Source organism: Enterocloster clostridioformis (assembly GCF_020297485.1).
GTDB classification, from domain to species: Bacteria; Bacillota; Clostridia; order Lachnospirales; family Lachnospiraceae; genus Enterocloster; species Enterocloster clostridioformis.
The window spans coordinates 3,492,762-3,509,376 of record NZ_JAIWZC010000001.1 but is presented as its reverse complement, the minus strand read 5'-3'; the positions used below and the strand labels follow the sequence as shown (position 1 = coordinate 3,509,376).

The window sequence follows — 16,615 nt, the reverse complement described above, 5'->3', positions numbered from 1 at the left end:
TCGGTTTTACATACATTTTACAGAAACTATACCATATCATGATTTCTCCGGATGTAAATCTTATGTATACTCCAAACTGTAGAAAAGATAAGAAAAAACATGATAATAAACGAAATGATTCAGGAGGAAACGTATTATGAAAATGAATGGAAAGAAGTTAACAGCACTGTTAGGCACAGCAGTTCTGGCCATGGGTATCCTGGCAGGATGCGGCAACAGCACCACAGAGACAACCGCAGCAGGGACAGCCGCTCCGGCAACAACCGCGGAGACGGCCGCAGAAGCTTCCGCTACGGCCGGAGAGACAAAAGACCAGGCTGCTACAGAGGCAAAAAATGCTCAGTCTGCCGATTTAAGCGGCGCCATCAGCATGGTGGGCTCCACTTCCATGGAGAAGTTTGCCAATGCCCTCAGCGAGTCCTTTATGGAGAAATATCCAAATGTGACGGTGACAGCTGAATTCGTTGGATCCGGCGCGGGAATCGAGGCTGTCAGCAATGGAACAGCTGATATCGGCAATTCTTCCAGGAATTTAAAGGATGAGGAGAAGGCTGGCGGCGTGGCTGAGAACATTGTTGCCATTGACGGAATCGCAGTGGTGGTTGATGGGGCCAATACGGTAGAGGACCTGACCAAACAGCAGCTGTCTGACATTTACGAAGGAAAAATCACCAACTGGAAGGATGCAGGCGGAAATGACGCTCCCATCGTAGTGGTTGGACGTGAATCCGGCTCCGGCACCAGAAGCGCCTTTGAGGAACTGTTAAAGCTGGAGGACATGTGCAAATACAGCAATGAGCTGGACAGCACCGGCGCAGTGATGGCAAAGGTGGCTTCCACGCCAGGCGCTATTGGCTATGTTTCCCTGGATGTACTGGACGATACGGTAAAGGCTGTAAAGCTGGAAGGCGCTGAGCCTACAGAGGAAAACATCAAGGCTGGCTCCTACTTCTTAAGCCGTCCGTTTGTAATGGCTACCAAGGGAGATATAAGCGAGCAGAATGACCTGGTAAAAGCCCTCTTCGATTATATCTACTCAGATGAAGGCGCAGAGATTGTGAAGTCCGTAGGACTGATTGCAGTTGATAAATAATCGGAATAGAGAAAGGAGACTTCCTGCATGAGAGCGGAGACATTTTCCATACGATCCAGTCATGGCAGCAAGTCCGCTGTCGAAAAAGCTGCACAGGGCATCTTTACTGCCTGCGGCTTTTTCGCCGTATTGGCTGTTGCATCCATCACACTGTACATGCTTATCAGCGGTACGCCCGCACTGTTTAAAGTGGGTCTGCTGGAAATCCTGTTTGGGACCGTGTGGCAGCCGGCAGCCGCATCCCCCAGCTTCGGTATACTGTTTGTCATCCTGACCTCCATAGTGGGAACCTTTCTGGCAATCCTGATTGGAGTTCCTATCGGCGTCATGACAGCCATATTCCTTGCAGAGGTAGCCCCCAAACGGCTGAGCGACATGGTCCGTCCGGCGGTCGAGCTTCTGGCCGGAATCCCCTCTGTCATATACGGCCTGCTGGGAATCCTGATTCTTAATCCTTTGATGTACAAAATGGAACTGATGCTGTTTAAAGGGTCTGAAACACATCAGTTTACCGGCGGAGCCAATCTGATATCAGCCGTGCTGGTACTGGCCCTGATGATTCTCCCCACGGTCATCAGTATCAGCGAATCTTCCCTGAGATCCGTACCGGCCCATTTAAAGAGCGCATCCCTGGCACTGGGCGCCACAAAGATACAGACCATATTCCAGGTAATTGTGCCTGCGGCCAAATCCGGCATTATAACGGCTGTTGTGCTGGGAACGGGCAGGGCTATCGGTGAAGCCATGGCCATCAGCCTTGTGTCGGGAAGCTCCGTAAACCTGCCCCTTCCTTTTAATTCCGTGCGCTTCCTCACAACAGCCATTGTATCGGAGATGGGGTATGCCGCGGGACTTCACAGACAGGTTCTTTTCACCATTGGCCTGGTACTGTTTGCATTTATCATGATTATCAACATAAGCCTTACCAGGATTTTAAAGAAGGGAGGAAACAGGAATGACAAATGATATTGCGGTCCGGGTTCATAAGGACTCCGTCGTACAGGACAGCATATACGGCAAGCGGGTACGCGGCCTGGATGTATTCCTTACAGTCATCATATATACCTGTGCCGGCTTCTCCATCCTTCTTCTGGCAGGCATCATGGGTTATGTATTTGTGGGGGGAATCCCGCATGTTACATGGGCATTTTTAAGTACTGCCTCAAGCGCGACAAAGGGAACCTTTGGAATCCTGGGAAATATCATAAACACACTGTACATTGTAATTATTACCCTGCTCATCGCCACGCCCCTGGGCATTGGCTCTGCCGTATATCTGAATGAATACGCAAAGCCGGGTAGGGTGGTGCGGATGATTGAGTTTACCACAGAAACCCTGTCCGGCATTCCGTCTATTATATTCGGCTTGTTTGGAATGGTGTTTTTTGGAAATGTTCTGGGACTGGGATACTCCATTCTTACGGGAGCCCTGACCCTGACCATTATGATTCTGCCCCTCATAACCAGAACCACCCAGGAAGCGCTTAAGACCGTGCCGGACAGCTACCGCCATGGAGCCCTTGGAATCGGAGCCACAAAATGGTATATGATACGGACTATCCTTCTTCCCAGCGCCATGCCGGGAATCCTCACAGGCGTAATCCTGGCCATCGGAAGAATTGTGGGAGAGTCAGCAGCCCTGCTGTTTACGGCGGGAAGCGGTTATTATCTTCCAAAGAATCTGCTTTCCAAGATATTTGAATCCGGAGGAACCCTCACCATACAGCTCTATCTGTTTATGCAGAAAGCAAAATATAATGAGGCCTTTGGCGTGGCCTTGGTCCTTTTAGTCATTGTACTGGGAATCAACGGTCTGGCAAAATACATGTCCCACCGGTTCAATGTGGAAGCCGGGGCATAGGGATGCGTCGGACCATTTCAATTAGCAAAGGAGAATAAGCGTGGAAAGCAAAACAAAGATTTCAACCCGGAATCTGAACCTGTACTACGGGGAGAATCATGCCCTTAAAAACATAAACCTTGATTTGTATGAACATAAGATTACTGCCTTCATAGGGCCGTCAGGCTGCGGCAAGTCCACTTACCTGAAGACACTGAACCGCATGAACGACCTGGTGCCGGGCGTTAAGATAGATGGGACCGTTCTCCTGGATGATGAGGATATTTATGATTCCCAGGTGGATACCACCCTGCTGAGAAAGAAAATCGGCATGGTATTCCAGCAGCCGAATCCTTTTCCCATGAGTATCTATGACAACATTGCCTATGGACCCAGAATCCATGGCATTAAGAATAAGGCCCAGCTGGATGAGATTGTGGAGAGCAGCCTTAAGGGGGCGGCCCTGTGGGATGAGGTCTCTGACCGTCTGAAGAAATCAGCTCTGGGACTGTCCGGCGGACAGCAGCAGCGCCTCTGTATCGCCAGGGCCCTGGCCGTGGAGCCGGAGGTCCTTCTGATGGATGAACCCACATCCGCCCTGGACCCCATATCCACCCTGAAGATTGAGGATCTGATGGATGATCTTAAGAGCAAATATACGGTGGCCATTGTGACCCATAACATGCAGCAGGCCACGCGTATAGCGGACCACACTGCATTTTTCCTGGTGGGAGAGGTAGTGGAGTATGCGACTACGGACGAACTTTTCACCATGCCGAAGGATAAAAGGACAGAAGACTATATTACAGGCCGTTTCGGATGATGGCAGAAGGAAGGTATCAGATTGAGCGTTAGGGTTACGTACGAACATGAGTTAGAAGCATTAAAACAGGATTTAAAAGAAATGGCCCATATGGTGGAGAGTGCCATTGAGCAGACCTTCACGGCATTTGAGGACCAGGATTATATGATGGCTGAGGATGTGATTAAGGGCGACAGGACAGTCAATGACATGGAGCGCGCCATCGAGTCCAGATGTCTGTCCCTGATACTGCGCCAGCAGCCGGTTGCCAGCGACCTGCGCCAGGTATCCACTGCCCTTAAGGTGGTGACGGACCTGGAGCGGATAGGGGACCATGCCTCGGATATTGCTGAGCTGATTCTGAGGATAAAAAGCGAGCATGCATATCACATTGTTAAGCATCTTCCGGTTATGGCCGCATCCGCCAACGCAATGGTTCACGACGCCATAGAAGCATTCATCGACCAGGATTTAGACGCTGCCATGGAAATTATTGAACGGGATGACGAGGTGGATACGCTGTTCAACCAGGTGAAGGATGACGTGATTCATCTGCTCCAATCCTCTCCGGACCAGGCGGACCAGGGAATTGATTTGCTGATGGTGGCCAAGTACCTGGAGCGGATAGGGGACCACGCGGTAAATGTGTGTGAGTGGACCCAGTTTTCTAAGACCGGGGCTCTTAAAAATGTTAGAATTATGTAATATCATTTATTTGTAGATAAAAAAATGCAGCACCTGTTAATTATGATATGCCCCTTGTCAAGCAGACAAGTAAAATATCTAAATTCAGGTGCTGCTTTGCGTTAACTATTCAATCCGTATCGTTCCGCTGATATGGATATCGTCGCTGCCGCTATTTGGTCCGTTCATATAAATCTTATAGTCGCCATTCTGAGGGACGGTATAGGTAGCGGATACCATTCCTTTATTGGATGAGAAGAGTCTTCCTTTTCCTGATTTATCAGTGATACTGACTGAGAAACGGTCGGAAGACTTATCGGATACGATTGATAGAGTTATTTCCTGTCCCTTTTTCAAAGAAAGAGTGTCAAACATATATGTGTTGCCTGCTTCGAGAGACATGTCAATATTGTTAATTCCTCTGGGATTAACTAATATGGCCTTTACTGCATCTGCTCTCATGTTTACGGATGATTCCTGACTCAGGAAGATATTGCTCTCTTCAATATTTTTCGTAAGTTCATTCTTTACTACTATAGATTGAGCTTCCATTACTCCGGATGCCGCAGCATATGCGGCCATTGGGCATAGTAATATAAAAAGTGCCATTGTTCCGATTAATAATGCGCTTTTTTCCTTTGTTGGTTTTTTCATAATCTCTTTAACCCTCCTTTCAATCACCTTGTAATTTCGGTCAACGAATGTGACCGTCTGTTCAGATTCCGGTCTTGTGGCGGCCAGGCTGACGATGAGACCCGCATATTGCGATTTTTGTCTGGAGTTAAAAGCTGCTGCTGTTCGTTTATCACAAGCGTATTCGCTGAAATCAAAAAAGATTATTTTATATAGATATACAATGGGATTGAACCAATGGATACAGTGTACAATGCCAATGATGGCTTTAAACAACAAGTCATTCGATTTAAGATGCATCAATTCGTGCCTCAACATTAAGTCCCACTCTTCCTCGGAAAAATCCCTGCCTGGAAATATGATTTTAGGATTGAAGATTCCTGTCAAAAATGGTGTGCTTATGAGATGAGATTTATATAACACAGGCAGCTTTCGTATATCCAGTTCTGTTTTTGCTTTTTCTATCATGTAATCCGGTTCTTTTTTTGAAATAGTTTCAGAGCTTTTAATAAGGTGATGTAACAGCCGCCTTCCCTTGATAAATGAGTTTATAAAAGTTAAGATAGCCCCCAATCCCCATATGACGAAAATACATATTGCAGCAGCCTGAATATGGGGAAGCATGGCAATATTGTAACGATTAAAACAAATGACACTCATTATATCATCCCCATGAATATCATTGATAGTATACCCCATGCTGTCCATGACAATCTTCATTATCAATATAAACATGGGGATTAGAAAGATAATTAGAACTACTTTCATCATAAAATATACGTATTCAATGTATTCAGTTTTATAAAAGCGTTCAATCAAAAGGACAGCTCCGAACATTATACTGGATACAACTGACATAACAAATATCAGTTCAAGCCAATTAATCATTATCCTCCTCTTTCAGTTCTTCAATCAATTGATATAATTTATCTACCTGCTGCTTTGTTAAACTCTTTTTACCGCATAATGTTGCAATCAGATTTTCCAACCGGCTGCTTCCGAATTTATCCTTCAATCTCATATTAATTGCCATTTTATCATACTCCAGTTTGCTAATCAGCGGGGTATAAAGGGTCTGCTTTCCTTTCTGCTGGACTGAGACATAACCTTTCTCTTTGATATGAAATAAAATAGCCCCTTTTGTGCCTTGTGCCTGCGGAAATTCGTCGTATATTAAGTTACTGTATACTCCCTGGGGGAATTTCCAAATAAATTCCATGTACTTATATTCCATTGGTGATAATTTTTTTTCCATACAATACAACCTCCTGTTTATATTTTAATACATCTTAATAAAAATATAAACATATATCTGCTTTTGACGATGATAGCTGTCAGGTAGTATTGTAGAAAATGTTGTGTTATCATTGTATCGTCTGCCAGGCGCATATGGGCTATTCTAGGTTAAAGGTTTCATCACCATCCTCAAATATGATGTAGTCTAAATTATCATCATAATTATCTGGCAATGCCTTTAAGTCTCCATATAAGCTTTGGGGAACCTGCTCTTTGACAAAAGCGATTTTATATTCGTTATCATAGAATACAATAAAAGGATTGAATTCAACATCGATATATTCAGATTTATTCTCGCTGTCAAAGTTTGTATTGACTGTGGCATTTACAAGATAAATAGAATCACTCAGTTTTTTGATTTCATGAATCGTTAATTCTTTATAATCATATCCTTGCATGGCATCACAGAATATATCTGGTAAACCGGCGTTTATTTCTGCTTTTGTAAATCGGACCTTTTTAGAAGCCTCTTCTGTATTACCGTTTTTCAAGTCTTGAAAATAGGATTCAATTAATTTGGTTTGTTGTTTTTCTGCTGTTCCACTATCATTTTGGCAGCTTACTAAAAAAAGAAAAGATGCCAGGATGACTAATATAACAATGCTGCATTTTAATTTCATAGTTGAGATGCTCCCTTATAAAATTTAAGCCGATAATTATTAGGGGGTTTCCTTTATTTCATGTATACATATGATGCGGTAAGCTTAGCAGAGCCAGTATTTTTTACGTATCCGTAATTTTTAAATGTTGGTGTCGCGGAAACTGTCCCGTAGCTATCATATCCACTTAAGGATGTTTTGCTGTTGATAATATATTTTCCCTGGCTATTATAGTATGCCAAACCAACATCAGCAGTGGTTCCGGAGCTTCTTGCAGTGCAAACCACATAGTATGTTTGTCTTGTACCGGGATTAAGTGATTTTCCATAGTCATAACCATCTACATAAGAATTGCTCTTGAGGTTTTCAACAGAGAAAGCCATAACTTGTGTTTTGCCATCCACGACGCTTGGCATTCTTGTTAGCGAGTTATAAACTTTTTCTGTCATATCAATGATGCAGATAGCTTCGGTATCCTTGTTTTCCTACTGGAAAGATTCGGTATACCCTCCCTGTGCGGCAGCTGCATGGAGTGGCATGCACAAGGATAATGCCATTGCCATTACTATACCCTCTTTTAATTTGATTCTCATACCGTTCCGCTCCTTTCATGTGTGAAAATATGTGAAAATATCGGCTTAAACTTTGTTATAAGTATAATATAATGCATGGGGGTGATATTAGTCAATAACATTTTTATATTTTTATTAAATATATAAAAATATAAAGTAGTAATACGAATTATATAAATAGCAAGTTTCATTTTTGTATGGCCTTCACCAGATGCTGGGATTTGACAACTGCCCGGAGGAGGCCGGGGCTATACGGGACTTTATACCCAATTATAAGATTAATCTGGTTACCCCGCAGAGTATGGAGGACATGAGTGTGTTCCGCACATGTTTACAGCAGATATTCAGTATGGTAAAATATAATTCAGATAAGACGCTGCTGGGAGAGCAGAAAAGACTGGCGGCCATAATGAAAAATCATGGAGAGAAGGAGGGGATGGATGTGTGCAGAGCAATTGATGAGTTGATTGAGGACGGAAAAAAAGAAGGCGAAATGAAAGGTCAAATGAAAGGCGAGGAGCGGGTCAGCAAACTGAACCTGCTGCTCATGGCTGATAAACGGTATGATGATTTGGAAAGGGCCTCAAAGGATAAGGAGTACCGCAGACAGCTTTTTGACACGTTTGGAATATAAGCTAAAAGCTAAAAATAGGATGAATGCCGCAGAATGGTGCTGTGAGTCCAGCATTGTTCTGCGGCATTTGTATTATTTTATTTAAAAATACCCATGGATAATCAAATGGCGGCATCGAAATGAAAATAAATGAAAAAATATGGAATAATAAGAAGGACCATGTTGAGCTGATTCTCACTTTAAAGCCATAAAATTAGTGAAAACAACCGTGCCAAACGTAAAAACCACTCTCGCAAAATAAAAAACGTAGAATATGGCTGGATATAAATGAAAAAATATAGAAATTTATGCCGAAAAAACAAATAAAATATTTTGAAAAGTATTGACATAATTTGAATCAAATGCTATTATGATGCTGCAAGGAGGTAGCAATCATATGAAGTACGCCACACGGATTAACTCGTTTTTGAGATTTGACAGCAACCTGCTGAATGCATTCCAGTCCATAGGAGCCATAGAGGGAGTGGATTATGTGGATTTGAATTATCCGGAACATTTTGCTGATTATGATATAGAAGTGATAAAGGCAAAGATGGAGGAATGCGGGCTGAAGTGTAATGCCATTAACCTAAGGTTCAGGGACAAGTACATAGGAGGGGAGTTTGGAAACCATGAGCCTTCCATATCACAGGACGCCATAGCATTATGCAGGGAAGCGGCAGATGCGTGCAGGAGACTGGGAGGAAACCAGATGATTATATGGCTGGGATTTGACGGTTTTGATTATTCCTTCCAGATTGATTATGTAAGCTACTGGAACCGGATTGTGAAGGCGTTCCGGGATGTGTGCGACTATTCCGGGGTGCCTGTGAGCATTGAGTACAAGCCTTATGAGGAGAGGGTCCATGCTTTCATTGACAGCTTTGGAACCGCGGTTTCCGTTCTCCACGACGTGGACAGGGAAAATCTTGGGGTCACCCTGGACTTCTGCCACATGCTGATGAAAAAGGAGAATCCTGCGTTTGCGGCAGCCTGGCTGCTGGAACGGGGGAAACTCTACAATATACATCTCAACGACGGAGAGGGTTCCACGGATGACGGCCTTATGGTGGGAACCGTGAATTTCTGGAAGACAGTGGAGGTCATGTACTACCTTAAGAAATATGACTTCCAGGGTGTGATATATTTTGACACATTCCCGAAAAGGGAGAAGGCGGTGGAGGAATGTGAGGCAAATATAAGGATGTGCCGCAGGATTGAACAGCTCATTGACACCTACGGGCTCTGCCGGATGGAGAAGGTGGTGGAACAAAACGATGCAGTAGCTGTAAGCAACATGATGGTTGCTTTACTATAAACAAAAACTATTTTAATGTAAAAGGAGAAGAGAAGATGAAAAAGAGAGGTTTGATTTTATCTATGACAGCAATTGCCATGGCAGCGGGGCTCATGGCAGGATGTACCAATAGGCAGGCGGCTGCCACGGCGCAGACAGAGACAGCGGCGGATACCTTTAATCCGGACAAGGAGGCAGGGGTCAGCATCGGGGAATTGAGAGAGAAGCTGGGGGATGTTCCGAAGCTGGACGGCGAAGTCAAATTGGGAGCAGTGGCAAAATCCTTTGATAATGAGTACTGGAGAACCCTGAGAGAGGGGTACGGCGAGTACCAGACCAAGGCTGCCGCCGCCGGCTATAATATCACCATAGACGTGACCTCGGCCCAGGGCGAGAACGACGAGCAGGGACAGCTTTCCATTGTAAAGGATATGATTAATAAGAAGTATACAGGACTTCTCCTTTCTCCTATTTCCGACGGAAACCTGACGCCGGGCGTGGAGGATGCCAAGAAGGCGGGAATCCCGGTTATCAATGTGAACGACGGCCTGATTGCCAATGCGGATTCCTTTGTGGGTCCCAAAGCGGATCAGAACGGAGAGCTGGCAGCGGAGTGGATTGCTGATAAGCTGGGCGGCAAGGGAAAGGTGGCTATTGTCATCGGTATGCCTAAGGCGTTTGCCGCAAGGCAGAGGACGGAAGGCTTTGAGAACTGGATGGCGGCCAATGCAAAGGATATTGAGATTGTGGCAAAGCAGAATGCTGACTGGGACCGCCAGAAGTCCAAAGACCTGGCGGACACATGGATTAAACAGTATCCGGACCTGAACGCCATTTTCTGCAACAACGATACCATGGCTCTGGGCGTGGTGGAGGCTGTGAAGTCTTCCGGCAAGGATATATTGGTGGTTGGCGTTGACGGCATAGGAGAGGCGTATGATTCAATCCGCAGGGGCGAGCTGGATGCCACCATTGATTCCTTCCCGTTCTATAAAGCTCAGATCGCAGGTGAAGTAATGCTCAGAAGCCTGGGCGGCCAGGAGATCCCAAGGGTGCTGTGGACGCCTCAGGCCCTCATTGATTCCGAAAACGTGGATAAGCCGGCAGAGGAAATCATTGGCTGGACCGACCCTGTATATGCAAAATAGACAAATGGAAGCAAGGAAACCATCATCAGCCAGAGGGTCAGACCCCTGGCTGATATTTCAAAGAGGGGATAGAATATGGCGACAATGATACATTTTTCTAATATAACTAAGCAGTTCCCCGGCAACAAGGCGCTGGACAGTGTGGATTTTACGGTGGATAAAGGGGAGATACACGCCCTTCTTGGGGAAAACGGCGCGGGTAAATCCACCCTTCTCAATATCCTTCACGGCATCTATCCTGATTACGATGGAAGCGTGGAGATTGACGGGAAAAAGGTAGACTTTAAGAATGCCAATGATGCCATTGAATTCGGCATCGCCAAGGTGCATCAGGAGGTAAACCTTGTGACTGAGCTGACGGTGGGGCAGAATATAGCCCTTGGCTACGAGGTGACCAGGGGGGTTCTGGTGGACTACGATGCCATGTACAGAAAGACAGATGCCATTCTGGAAAAGCTGGGCTGCAAATTCAGAAGCAGGGACCGTGTGACCTCTCTCAGCACCGGCGAGATGCAGATGATACTGATTGCCAAGGCATTGTTTCACAATGCAAGAATCATTTCCTTTGACGAACCCACATCGGCCCTGACGGACCGTGAAGTGGACCGTTTGCTTAAGATGATTATGGAACTTAAGGACCAGGGAATTACGATACTGTATATAACGCACCGTCTGGACGAGGTGTTTTCCATAGCGGACAGGGCCAGCATTCTGCGCGACGGAACGTATATCGCCACCCTGAACATAAAGGAGACTTCCAAGGAGGAGCTGATACGCCACATGGTAGGACGGGATGTGTCCGCCTATGCCGTTAGAAATAATCCACTGTGCGCCGCCGGTGAGGTGGTGCTGGAGGCCAGGGATCTGTGCAAGAACGGAGTATTTGAACATATAAGCTTTGAACTCCACAGGGGCGAGATTCTGTCCTTTGCCGGACTGGTGGGATCCAAGAGAACGGATGTGATGCGGGCCATATTTGGAGCCGACCCCTATACCAGCGGAGAAGTTTACATAAAAGGGAAAAAGGCGGAGATAAAAAGTCCTAAGGATGCCCTGCGGTACAGTCTGGGGCTGATACCTGAGAACAGAAAGACCCAAGGCTTTGTAAAGAATTTTACCAACGCCGGCAACATGGCGCTGGCCTCCATGAACCGGTTCTGCAGCAAGGGCTTCGTGAATGCCAGGAAGATATATGACAACTGTATGTATTATACGGGGGAAATGAATCTGCATCCTGCGGATCCGAATTACCTGACAGAGAGCCTGAGCGGCGGAAATGCCCAAAAAGTCATCATCGCCAAGTGGATGACCACGGACGCCGATATCATTATATTTGATGAACCCACAAAAGGAATCGACGTGGGCGCCAAGGCGGAGATATACCGCCTGATGGAGGATCTGGTAGCGGGAGGAAAGGCCATCATTATGGTGTCCTCGGAGCTGCCGGAGGTCATAGGTATGAGCGACAGGGTTGTGGTCATGAGGGAAGGCAAAATCATGGGCTTTCTGAACCACGATGAACTGAATGAAGAAGTCATAATGAGTTTTGCGATGGGAGGCTGACTATGAAGAGTATGATAAAGAAGTTTTCAAGGGAATTAGAAGTAGTTGCTGCGCTGGCTGTAATCATGGTGGTATTTGGCGTCATACAGCCCATTTATTTTTCGCCGTCCAACCTGCTTGATATCCTGGACCAGTCCGTCATCAACGGTCTTCTGGCCATCGGCATGACCCTGGTCATCATTACGGCCGGAATTGACTTGACAGTTGGCTCCACGCTGGCTATTGTAATCGTAAGCGTGGGTAATTTCCTGGTCATGGGACTGAATCCTTTTGCAGCCGTCCTTGCAGGCGCGGCCATCGGCTTTTGTCTGGGGCTTGTGAACGGAATCCTTGTGGCCAAGATGAAATTACAGCCCTTTGTGGCTACCCTGGGTATGATGTCCGTATACAGGGGAGTTGCCTACCTTATAACAGGGGGCTGGCCTGTGCTTAACATTCCCCAGAATTTCAGGGACATTATGGATGGCGATGTAATCGGCACCCTGTCCTCATCCATGATTCTGTTCCTGGTTGTGACGGTGATTGCCTATATCCTGCTGAAGCACACAAAGTTTGGAACCTATCTGTATTCCATCGGCAGCAATGAGGAAGCCACCCGCCTGTCCGGCGTCAATGTGGATTTCAACAAAATTATGTCTTATGCAATCTGCGGTGTCTGCGTTGCGTTTGCCGGAATGGTCATGCTGGCGAAACTGGGCACCGGAGAGCCGGCGGCCGGAGCCAGCTATGAGACCAATGCCATTGCGGCTGCGGCCATTGGAGGCACCAGCCTGGCAGGCGGTAAAGGAAGCATCATAGGCACATTCCTGGGAGCAATCCTTCTCCAGGCCCTGAAGGTAGGACTGGTGGTCTGCGGCGTGGATACATTCTGGCAGTATATTGCTACGGGTCTTATCATAGTGTTCGCGGTATATGTGGACGTAATCCAGGGTAAGCTTGCAGCCATGAGACTGAATAAGAAGGCAAAGGCGGAATAACCGCATAAGGGGGTTTGGACAGTGAGAGATTGCGGGAGAGATTACATTTGTGTCATCGGCAGCCTTAACTACGATATCATTATGAAGCAGAAGCGCATGCCTCTTCTGGGGGAAACATACACCGCTGACAGCATAACCTATTCCGGCGGAGGAAAGGGGGCCAATCAAGCTGTACAGTGCGCCAAGCTGGGAATCGACACCATTATGGTGGGGAAGGTGGGAAGGGACGCCTTTGGCGATGCCCTGGTGGATAAACTGAAGGACTATGGGGTGGACTGTTCCTGCATAGGCAGGAGCGGCAGCCCCACGGGTGTGGGTGTGGTCCATGCCCTGGAGGACGGGACTGTGTATGCTTCCATCATCACAGGCGCCAATTTTGATATTACGTCCCGGGAGATCGACGGGCTGGACGAGCTGGTCAGAAGCAGCAGGATTATCATTCTTCAGCTGGAGATACCCACAGGTGTGGTGGAGCATATTATCCGAAAGGCAAAGCAGTATCATGTATACACCATACTTAACGCTGCCCCGGCCAAGGAAATGGACAGGGAAGTTCTTAAAATGGTAGACTGCCTGATTGTCAATGAGACGGAGGCATCCTTTTATGCGGGAGCTGATATGACGGATGGAGACATGGTAAGGGCTCATGCGGACAGGCTGAGACAGCTGACGGACGGAACTGTTATAGTCACCCTGGGCTCCAAGGGCAGTATGCTTCTGGGGGAAGAGGGAGCGGTTCCCATTGACCCTGTAAAGGTGGAGCGCGTAACGGAGAGCACAGGGGCAGGAGATTCCTATATAGGGGCATTTGCCTATGGAAAATTCAAGGGCATGACGGATCTCCAGGCATGCTGCTTTGCGGCCAGGGCAGCATCGGTGACCGTGACCAAAATAGGAGCACAGGAGGCCATGCCCTGCTTAAGCGAGATGAACGAAAGCCGCCTGCCCGATGTCTGAACTTTTACGGAAAATGAAAAAATATGACAGAAAATGCAAGAATCATGGTTGAACTAAGGATGGGCTCTTTGATATAATAAAGTTATTATAGTTCAAAGGGGTAAGCATATGGTTCCTGAGTTGAGAAAAGAAGAGATACTGAAAAGTATCAAAAAAAGGGATATCTCTTATATAAAAGACCTGGCAGCGGAATTGAACATTTCCCTGTCCACTGTGCGCAGGGATGTCGCTGCTCTGGAACAGGAAGGCAGCGTCATCGTCATGCGCGGAGGCGCGGTTAAGTATAAGGCGGAGGACTTCGATGAACCTGTGGTAAAGAAAAAACTGATTCACAGCGAGGAGAAGGAGATCATTGCCAGGAAGGCGGCCGCGCTGGTGGAGGACGGAGACTGCGTTTACGTGGATTCAGGCACGACCACGGTGGGGATGCTTAAATATCTCCAGGGAAAACGAATCACCATTGTCTCCAGCAGCACGGAACTGCTGGACAATCTGCCCGTCAAGAACGCGAAGTGTATCCTGCTGGGGGGAGAGGTGAGGGATGATTTGGAATCCGTTCTGGGCGCCCTGACGGAAAAGATGATATCCGACATGTATTTTGACAAGGCGTTCATTGGCGCCAACGGGTATATCCCGGACGGAGGCATCTACACCTATGATGACAGAGAGGCCAGGAAAAAGGTGATTGTAAAAGACCATTCCAAGGCGGTCTATGTGCTGATGGATACATCCAAGAAGAATAAGTATGCGTTCTCCAAGGTGTTTGATTTGGGGGAGGCGGTTCTGATTACAGAGGAGGAAAATTCAGAAGATTCATAGGTACAGATTCATGGGTACAGAAGTTCGGATATAAAAAAGGCTCCCGCGCAGGAACAGCGGGAGCCTTTTAACGATACCGGTTCAGATGGATTATTCACCAAACACAGCCTTATAATCAGCCTGGAATTTGGCAATGCCCTGGTCGGTCAGAGGATGCTTTGTCATCTGCTCCAGTACCTTGTAAGGAACAGTCGCGATGTCGGCTCCGGCCTTGGCGCAGTCGATTACGTGAATCGGATTGCGGACGCTGGCAGCAATGATTTCAGTTTCAATGTTGTGCATCTGAAAAATCTCGGTGATGTCGTAAATCAGGTCGATACCCGGCATGGAGATGTCATCCAGACGTCCAAGGAACGGGGATACGTAGGACGCGCCTGCCCGTGCGGCCAGGAGAGCCTGTGCGGATGTAAATACCAGGGTAACGTTGGTCTTGATACCTTCTGCGTGAAGCGCCTTGACAGCCTTTAAGCCTTCTACTGTCATGGGAATCTTGACTACCATGTTTGGATGAATGGCGGCAATCTCGCGGCCTTCCTTAATCATGCCCTCTGCGTCAACGGTGGTAGCCTTAACCTCGCCGCTGATAGGTCCGTCCACGATGTCGGTGATTTCCTTGATGACTTCGGCAAAGTTCCTTCCCTCTTTTGCAATCAGGGATGGATTGGTGGTTACGCCGCAGATGATACCCATATCATTGGCCTTTTTGATGTCCTCAACATTAGCTGTGTCCACAAAAAATTTCATAGCAAATACCCTCCTAAAATGTGCGGGACAGGCTCGCCTGCCCGCTTCCTTTTTATCTCTAAGTGTATTATAGCGCATATACATGCTGTGTCAAGCAAATTGTTGCAAAAATATGCGTTAATATGCGATTTTTGTTAGAACGCACACAGGGGAGCGCCGAAATACAAATAAAATACCGCAAAAGTAACGCAAAAAATCGCAACAGGTTTTATGGAGCACCTGCCCTGACTATAAAAAATCCAGTCCCTTGTTCCGGTAGTCCACAGCCATTTCGCCGGACACGTCGTTGTCCGTGATTAATGTGGTGAAAGCCTCGATGCCGCACACATGGTATCTGGATACGGTATTCAGCTTAATGGGATTCACCAGGGCAATGACCCTTCGGGAGGACTGAATCAGCTGTCTCTTTATGCTGACCTCGTCCGGGTATGGTATGGTCATGCCATATTCGGGATGGATGGCGTATACGCCCATAAAGCACAGATCCGGGTGGTAGAGAGCTGCCTGGCTGGCGGCGGTTTCCCCCACATTGGTCATGGATTCCTTTAACAGCCGTCCTCCCAGGACGATTACATCCACCTGGTCCTTCATGGAACAGGCGTGGGCAATGGAATAGCTGTTGGTCAGCACGGTGAGCTTAAGGCCGTTAGGAATGTTCTTGGCAAACTGCAGGTTGGTACTGCTGCCGTCAATGGCCACCAGCTGGTCCTTCTCCAGAAAGTCCAGGGCCTTCAGCGCCAGGCGCTGCTTTAATTCCACATCCGTTGTCTCCCGGTCAAAGAAATTGATGACCGGGCGCTCCATGGGAATGGCTCCGCCGAACACACGCTTGACCTGCCCTTTCTGGTCCAGGTCCAGCAAATCGCGGCGGATGGTATCCTCGGATACATTCAGCTCCACGGCCAGCCTGCTGACAACTACCTTGCCGGAGGAGTGAAGCTTATTTAAGATTAATGCCTGCCGTTCTTCTTTTAACAT

Annotated in this window: 18 protein-coding genes; 12 read left to right on the top strand and 6 right to left on the bottom strand. The window is 47.1% G+C overall.

What is annotated here, in order from left to right; translation table 11 throughout:
• Window positions 1-136: 136 nt before the first annotated feature.
• The 5 genes from LA360_RS17655 to phoU are packed head-to-tail and all read left to right on the top strand — an operon-like array spanning window position 137 to window position 4,440.
• Complete coding sequence (locus tag LA360_RS17655) at window positions 137-1,093, top strand: phosphate ABC transporter substrate-binding protein (RefSeq protein ID WP_112481446.1); 957 nt, start codon at window positions 137-139, stop codon at window positions 1,091-1,093.
• Between the two features lie 27 nt (window positions 1,094-1,120).
• Entirely contained in the window at window positions 1,121-2,059 is a 939-nt protein-coding gene (pstC, locus tag LA360_RS17650; RefSeq protein WP_022202329.1) for a phosphate ABC transporter permease subunit PstC, read from the top strand.
• Entirely contained in the window at window positions 2,049-2,954 is a 906-nt protein-coding gene (gene pstA / locus LA360_RS17645) for a phosphate ABC transporter permease PstA (RefSeq protein ID WP_112481445.1), read from the top strand. Before pstC ends, pstA begins: the two co-directional genes overlap by 11 nt.
• A 40-nt stretch (window positions 2,955-2,994) precedes the next feature.
• Complete coding sequence (gene pstB / locus LA360_RS17640) at window positions 2,995-3,756, top strand: phosphate ABC transporter ATP-binding protein PstB (protein WP_022202331.1); 762 nt, start codon at window positions 2,995-2,997, stop codon at window positions 3,754-3,756.
• A gap of 21 nt (window positions 3,757-3,777) precedes the next feature.
• Window positions 3,778-4,440 (top strand): phosphate signaling complex protein PhoU, encoded by a 663-nt coding sequence (phoU, locus tag LA360_RS17635; RefSeq protein WP_057571242.1) that lies wholly within the window; start codon window positions 3,778-3,780, stop codon window positions 4,438-4,440.
• Window positions 4,441-4,545: 105 nt separating this feature from the next.
• Here phoU and LA360_RS17630 read toward each other — a convergent pair whose 3' ends face one another.
• The 4 genes from LA360_RS17630 to LA360_RS17615 form a co-directional block, all read right to left on the bottom strand.
• Window positions 4,546-5,940 (bottom strand): M56 family metallopeptidase, encoded by a 1,395-nt coding sequence (locus LA360_RS17630; RefSeq protein WP_022202333.1) that lies wholly within the window; start codon window positions 5,938-5,940, stop codon window positions 4,546-4,548.
• Complete coding sequence (locus tag LA360_RS17625) at window positions 5,933-6,307, bottom strand: BlaI/MecI/CopY family transcriptional regulator (RefSeq protein WP_002586711.1); 375 nt, start codon at window positions 6,305-6,307, stop codon at window positions 5,933-5,935. The genes LA360_RS17630 and LA360_RS17625 overlap by 8 nt, the downstream gene beginning before the upstream one ends.
• A gap of 139 nt (window positions 6,308-6,446) precedes the next feature.
• Window positions 6,447-6,968, bottom strand: coding sequence for a hypothetical protein (locus LA360_RS17620; RefSeq protein ID WP_022202334.1), 522 nt, complete (start codon window positions 6,966-6,968; stop codon window positions 6,447-6,449).
• A 53-nt stretch (window positions 6,969-7,021) separates the two neighbouring features.
• Window positions 7,022-7,396 (bottom strand): hypothetical protein, encoded by a 375-nt coding sequence (locus LA360_RS17615; protein WP_225537599.1) that lies wholly within the window; start codon window positions 7,394-7,396, stop codon window positions 7,022-7,024.
• Between the two features lie 334 nt (window positions 7,397-7,730).
• On the opposite strand from LA360_RS17615, the gene LA360_RS17610 reads away from it, so the two are divergent.
• The 7 genes from LA360_RS17610 to LA360_RS17580 all read left to right on the top strand — a co-directional run bounded on the left by LA360_RS17610 (window position 7,731) and on the right by LA360_RS17580 (window position 14,893).
• The gene (locus LA360_RS17610) at window positions 7,731-8,153 is read left to right on the top strand and encodes a hypothetical protein (protein WP_022202335.1); all 423 of its coding nucleotides are present in this window, start codon (window positions 7,731-7,733) and stop codon (window positions 8,151-8,153) included.
• A gap of 376 nt (window positions 8,154-8,529) precedes the next feature.
• The gene (locus LA360_RS17605) at window positions 8,530-9,450 is read left to right on the top strand and encodes a sugar phosphate isomerase/epimerase family protein (protein ID WP_022202336.1); all 921 of its coding nucleotides are present in this window, start codon (window positions 8,530-8,532) and stop codon (window positions 9,448-9,450) included.
• Between the two features lie 35 nt (window positions 9,451-9,485).
• Complete coding sequence (locus tag LA360_RS17600) at window positions 9,486-10,577, top strand: sugar ABC transporter substrate-binding protein (protein ID WP_057571243.1); 1,092 nt, start codon at window positions 9,486-9,488, stop codon at window positions 10,575-10,577.
• Between the two features lie 75 nt (window positions 10,578-10,652).
• Window positions 10,653-12,140 (top strand): sugar ABC transporter ATP-binding protein, encoded by a 1,488-nt coding sequence (locus LA360_RS17595; RefSeq protein WP_112481444.1) that lies wholly within the window; start codon window positions 10,653-10,655, stop codon window positions 12,138-12,140.
• A 2-nt stretch (window positions 12,141-12,142) separates the two neighbouring features.
• Complete coding sequence (locus tag LA360_RS17590) at window positions 12,143-13,117, top strand: ABC transporter permease (protein WP_022202339.1); 975 nt, start codon at window positions 12,143-12,145, stop codon at window positions 13,115-13,117.
• A gap of 21 nt (window positions 13,118-13,138) precedes the next feature.
• Complete coding sequence (locus tag LA360_RS17585) at window positions 13,139-14,074, top strand: ribokinase (protein ID WP_112481443.1); 936 nt, start codon at window positions 13,139-13,141, stop codon at window positions 14,072-14,074.
• Window positions 14,075-14,182: 108 nt separating this feature from the next.
• Complete coding sequence (locus tag LA360_RS17580) at window positions 14,183-14,893, top strand: DeoR/GlpR family DNA-binding transcription regulator (protein WP_022202341.1); 711 nt, start codon at window positions 14,183-14,185, stop codon at window positions 14,891-14,893.
• Between the two features lie 90 nt (window positions 14,894-14,983).
• Here LA360_RS17580 and fsa read toward each other — a convergent pair whose 3' ends face one another.
• Together fsa and LA360_RS17570 are read right to left on the bottom strand one after the other, a co-directional pair.
• Window positions 14,984-15,637: a fructose-6-phosphate aldolase gene (gene fsa, locus LA360_RS17575; RefSeq protein WP_002586721.1), complete on the bottom strand. Its 654-nt coding sequence runs from the start codon at window positions 15,635-15,637 to the stop codon at window positions 14,984-14,986.
• A 228-nt stretch (window positions 15,638-15,865) separates the two neighbouring features.
• Entirely contained in the window at window positions 15,866-16,615 is a 750-nt protein-coding gene (locus tag LA360_RS17570) for a DeoR/GlpR family DNA-binding transcription regulator (RefSeq protein WP_002576844.1), read from the bottom strand.

What these genes read in the sequence shown, in the direction of transcription:
- LA360_RS17655 (WP_112481446.1), top strand. Translation starts at nt 137, where the DNA reads ATGAAAATGAATGGAAAGAAGTTAACAGCACTGTTAGGCACAGCAGTT.
- pstC (WP_022202329.1), top strand. Translation starts at nt 1,121, where the DNA reads ATGAGAGCGGAGACATTTTCCATACGATCCAGTCATGGCAGCAAGTCC.
- pstA (WP_112481445.1), top strand. Translation starts at nt 2,049, where the DNA reads ATGACAAATGATATTGCGGTCCGGGTTCATAAGGACTCCGTCGTACAG.
- LA360_RS17630 (WP_022202333.1), bottom strand. Translation starts at nt 5,940, where the DNA reads ATGATTAATTGGCTTGAACTGATATTTGTTATGTCAGTTGTATCCAGT.
- LA360_RS17625 (WP_002586711.1), bottom strand. Translation starts at nt 6,307, where the DNA reads ATGGAAAAAAAATTATCACCAATGGAATATAAGTACATGGAATTTATT.
- LA360_RS17620 (WP_022202334.1), bottom strand. Translation starts at nt 6,968, where the DNA reads ATGAAATTAAAATGCAGCATTGTTATATTAGTCATCCTGGCATCTTTT.
- LA360_RS17615 (WP_225537599.1), bottom strand. Translation starts at nt 7,396, where the DNA reads ATGACAGAAAAAGTTTATAACTCGCTAACAAGAATGCCAAGCGTCGTG.
- LA360_RS17610 (WP_022202335.1), top strand. Translation starts at nt 7,731, where the DNA reads ATGCTGGGATTTGACAACTGCCCGGAGGAGGCCGGGGCTATACGGGAC.
- LA360_RS17605 (WP_022202336.1), top strand. Translation starts at nt 8,530, where the DNA reads ATGAAGTACGCCACACGGATTAACTCGTTTTTGAGATTTGACAGCAAC.
- LA360_RS17600 (WP_057571243.1), top strand. Translation starts at nt 9,486, where the DNA reads ATGAAAAAGAGAGGTTTGATTTTATCTATGACAGCAATTGCCATGGCA.
- LA360_RS17595 (WP_112481444.1), top strand. Translation starts at nt 10,653, where the DNA reads ATGGCGACAATGATACATTTTTCTAATATAACTAAGCAGTTCCCCGGC.
- LA360_RS17590 (WP_022202339.1), top strand. Translation starts at nt 12,143, where the DNA reads ATGAAGAGTATGATAAAGAAGTTTTCAAGGGAATTAGAAGTAGTTGCT.
- LA360_RS17580 (WP_022202341.1), top strand. Translation starts at nt 14,183, where the DNA reads ATGGTTCCTGAGTTGAGAAAAGAAGAGATACTGAAAAGTATCAAAAAA.
- fsa (WP_002586721.1), bottom strand. Translation starts at nt 15,637, where the DNA reads ATGAAATTTTTTGTGGACACAGCTAATGTTGAGGACATCAAAAAGGCC.
- LA360_RS17570 (WP_002576844.1), bottom strand. Translation starts at nt 16,615, where the DNA reads ATGTTAAAAGAAGAACGGCAGGCATTAATCTTAAATAAGCTTCACTCC.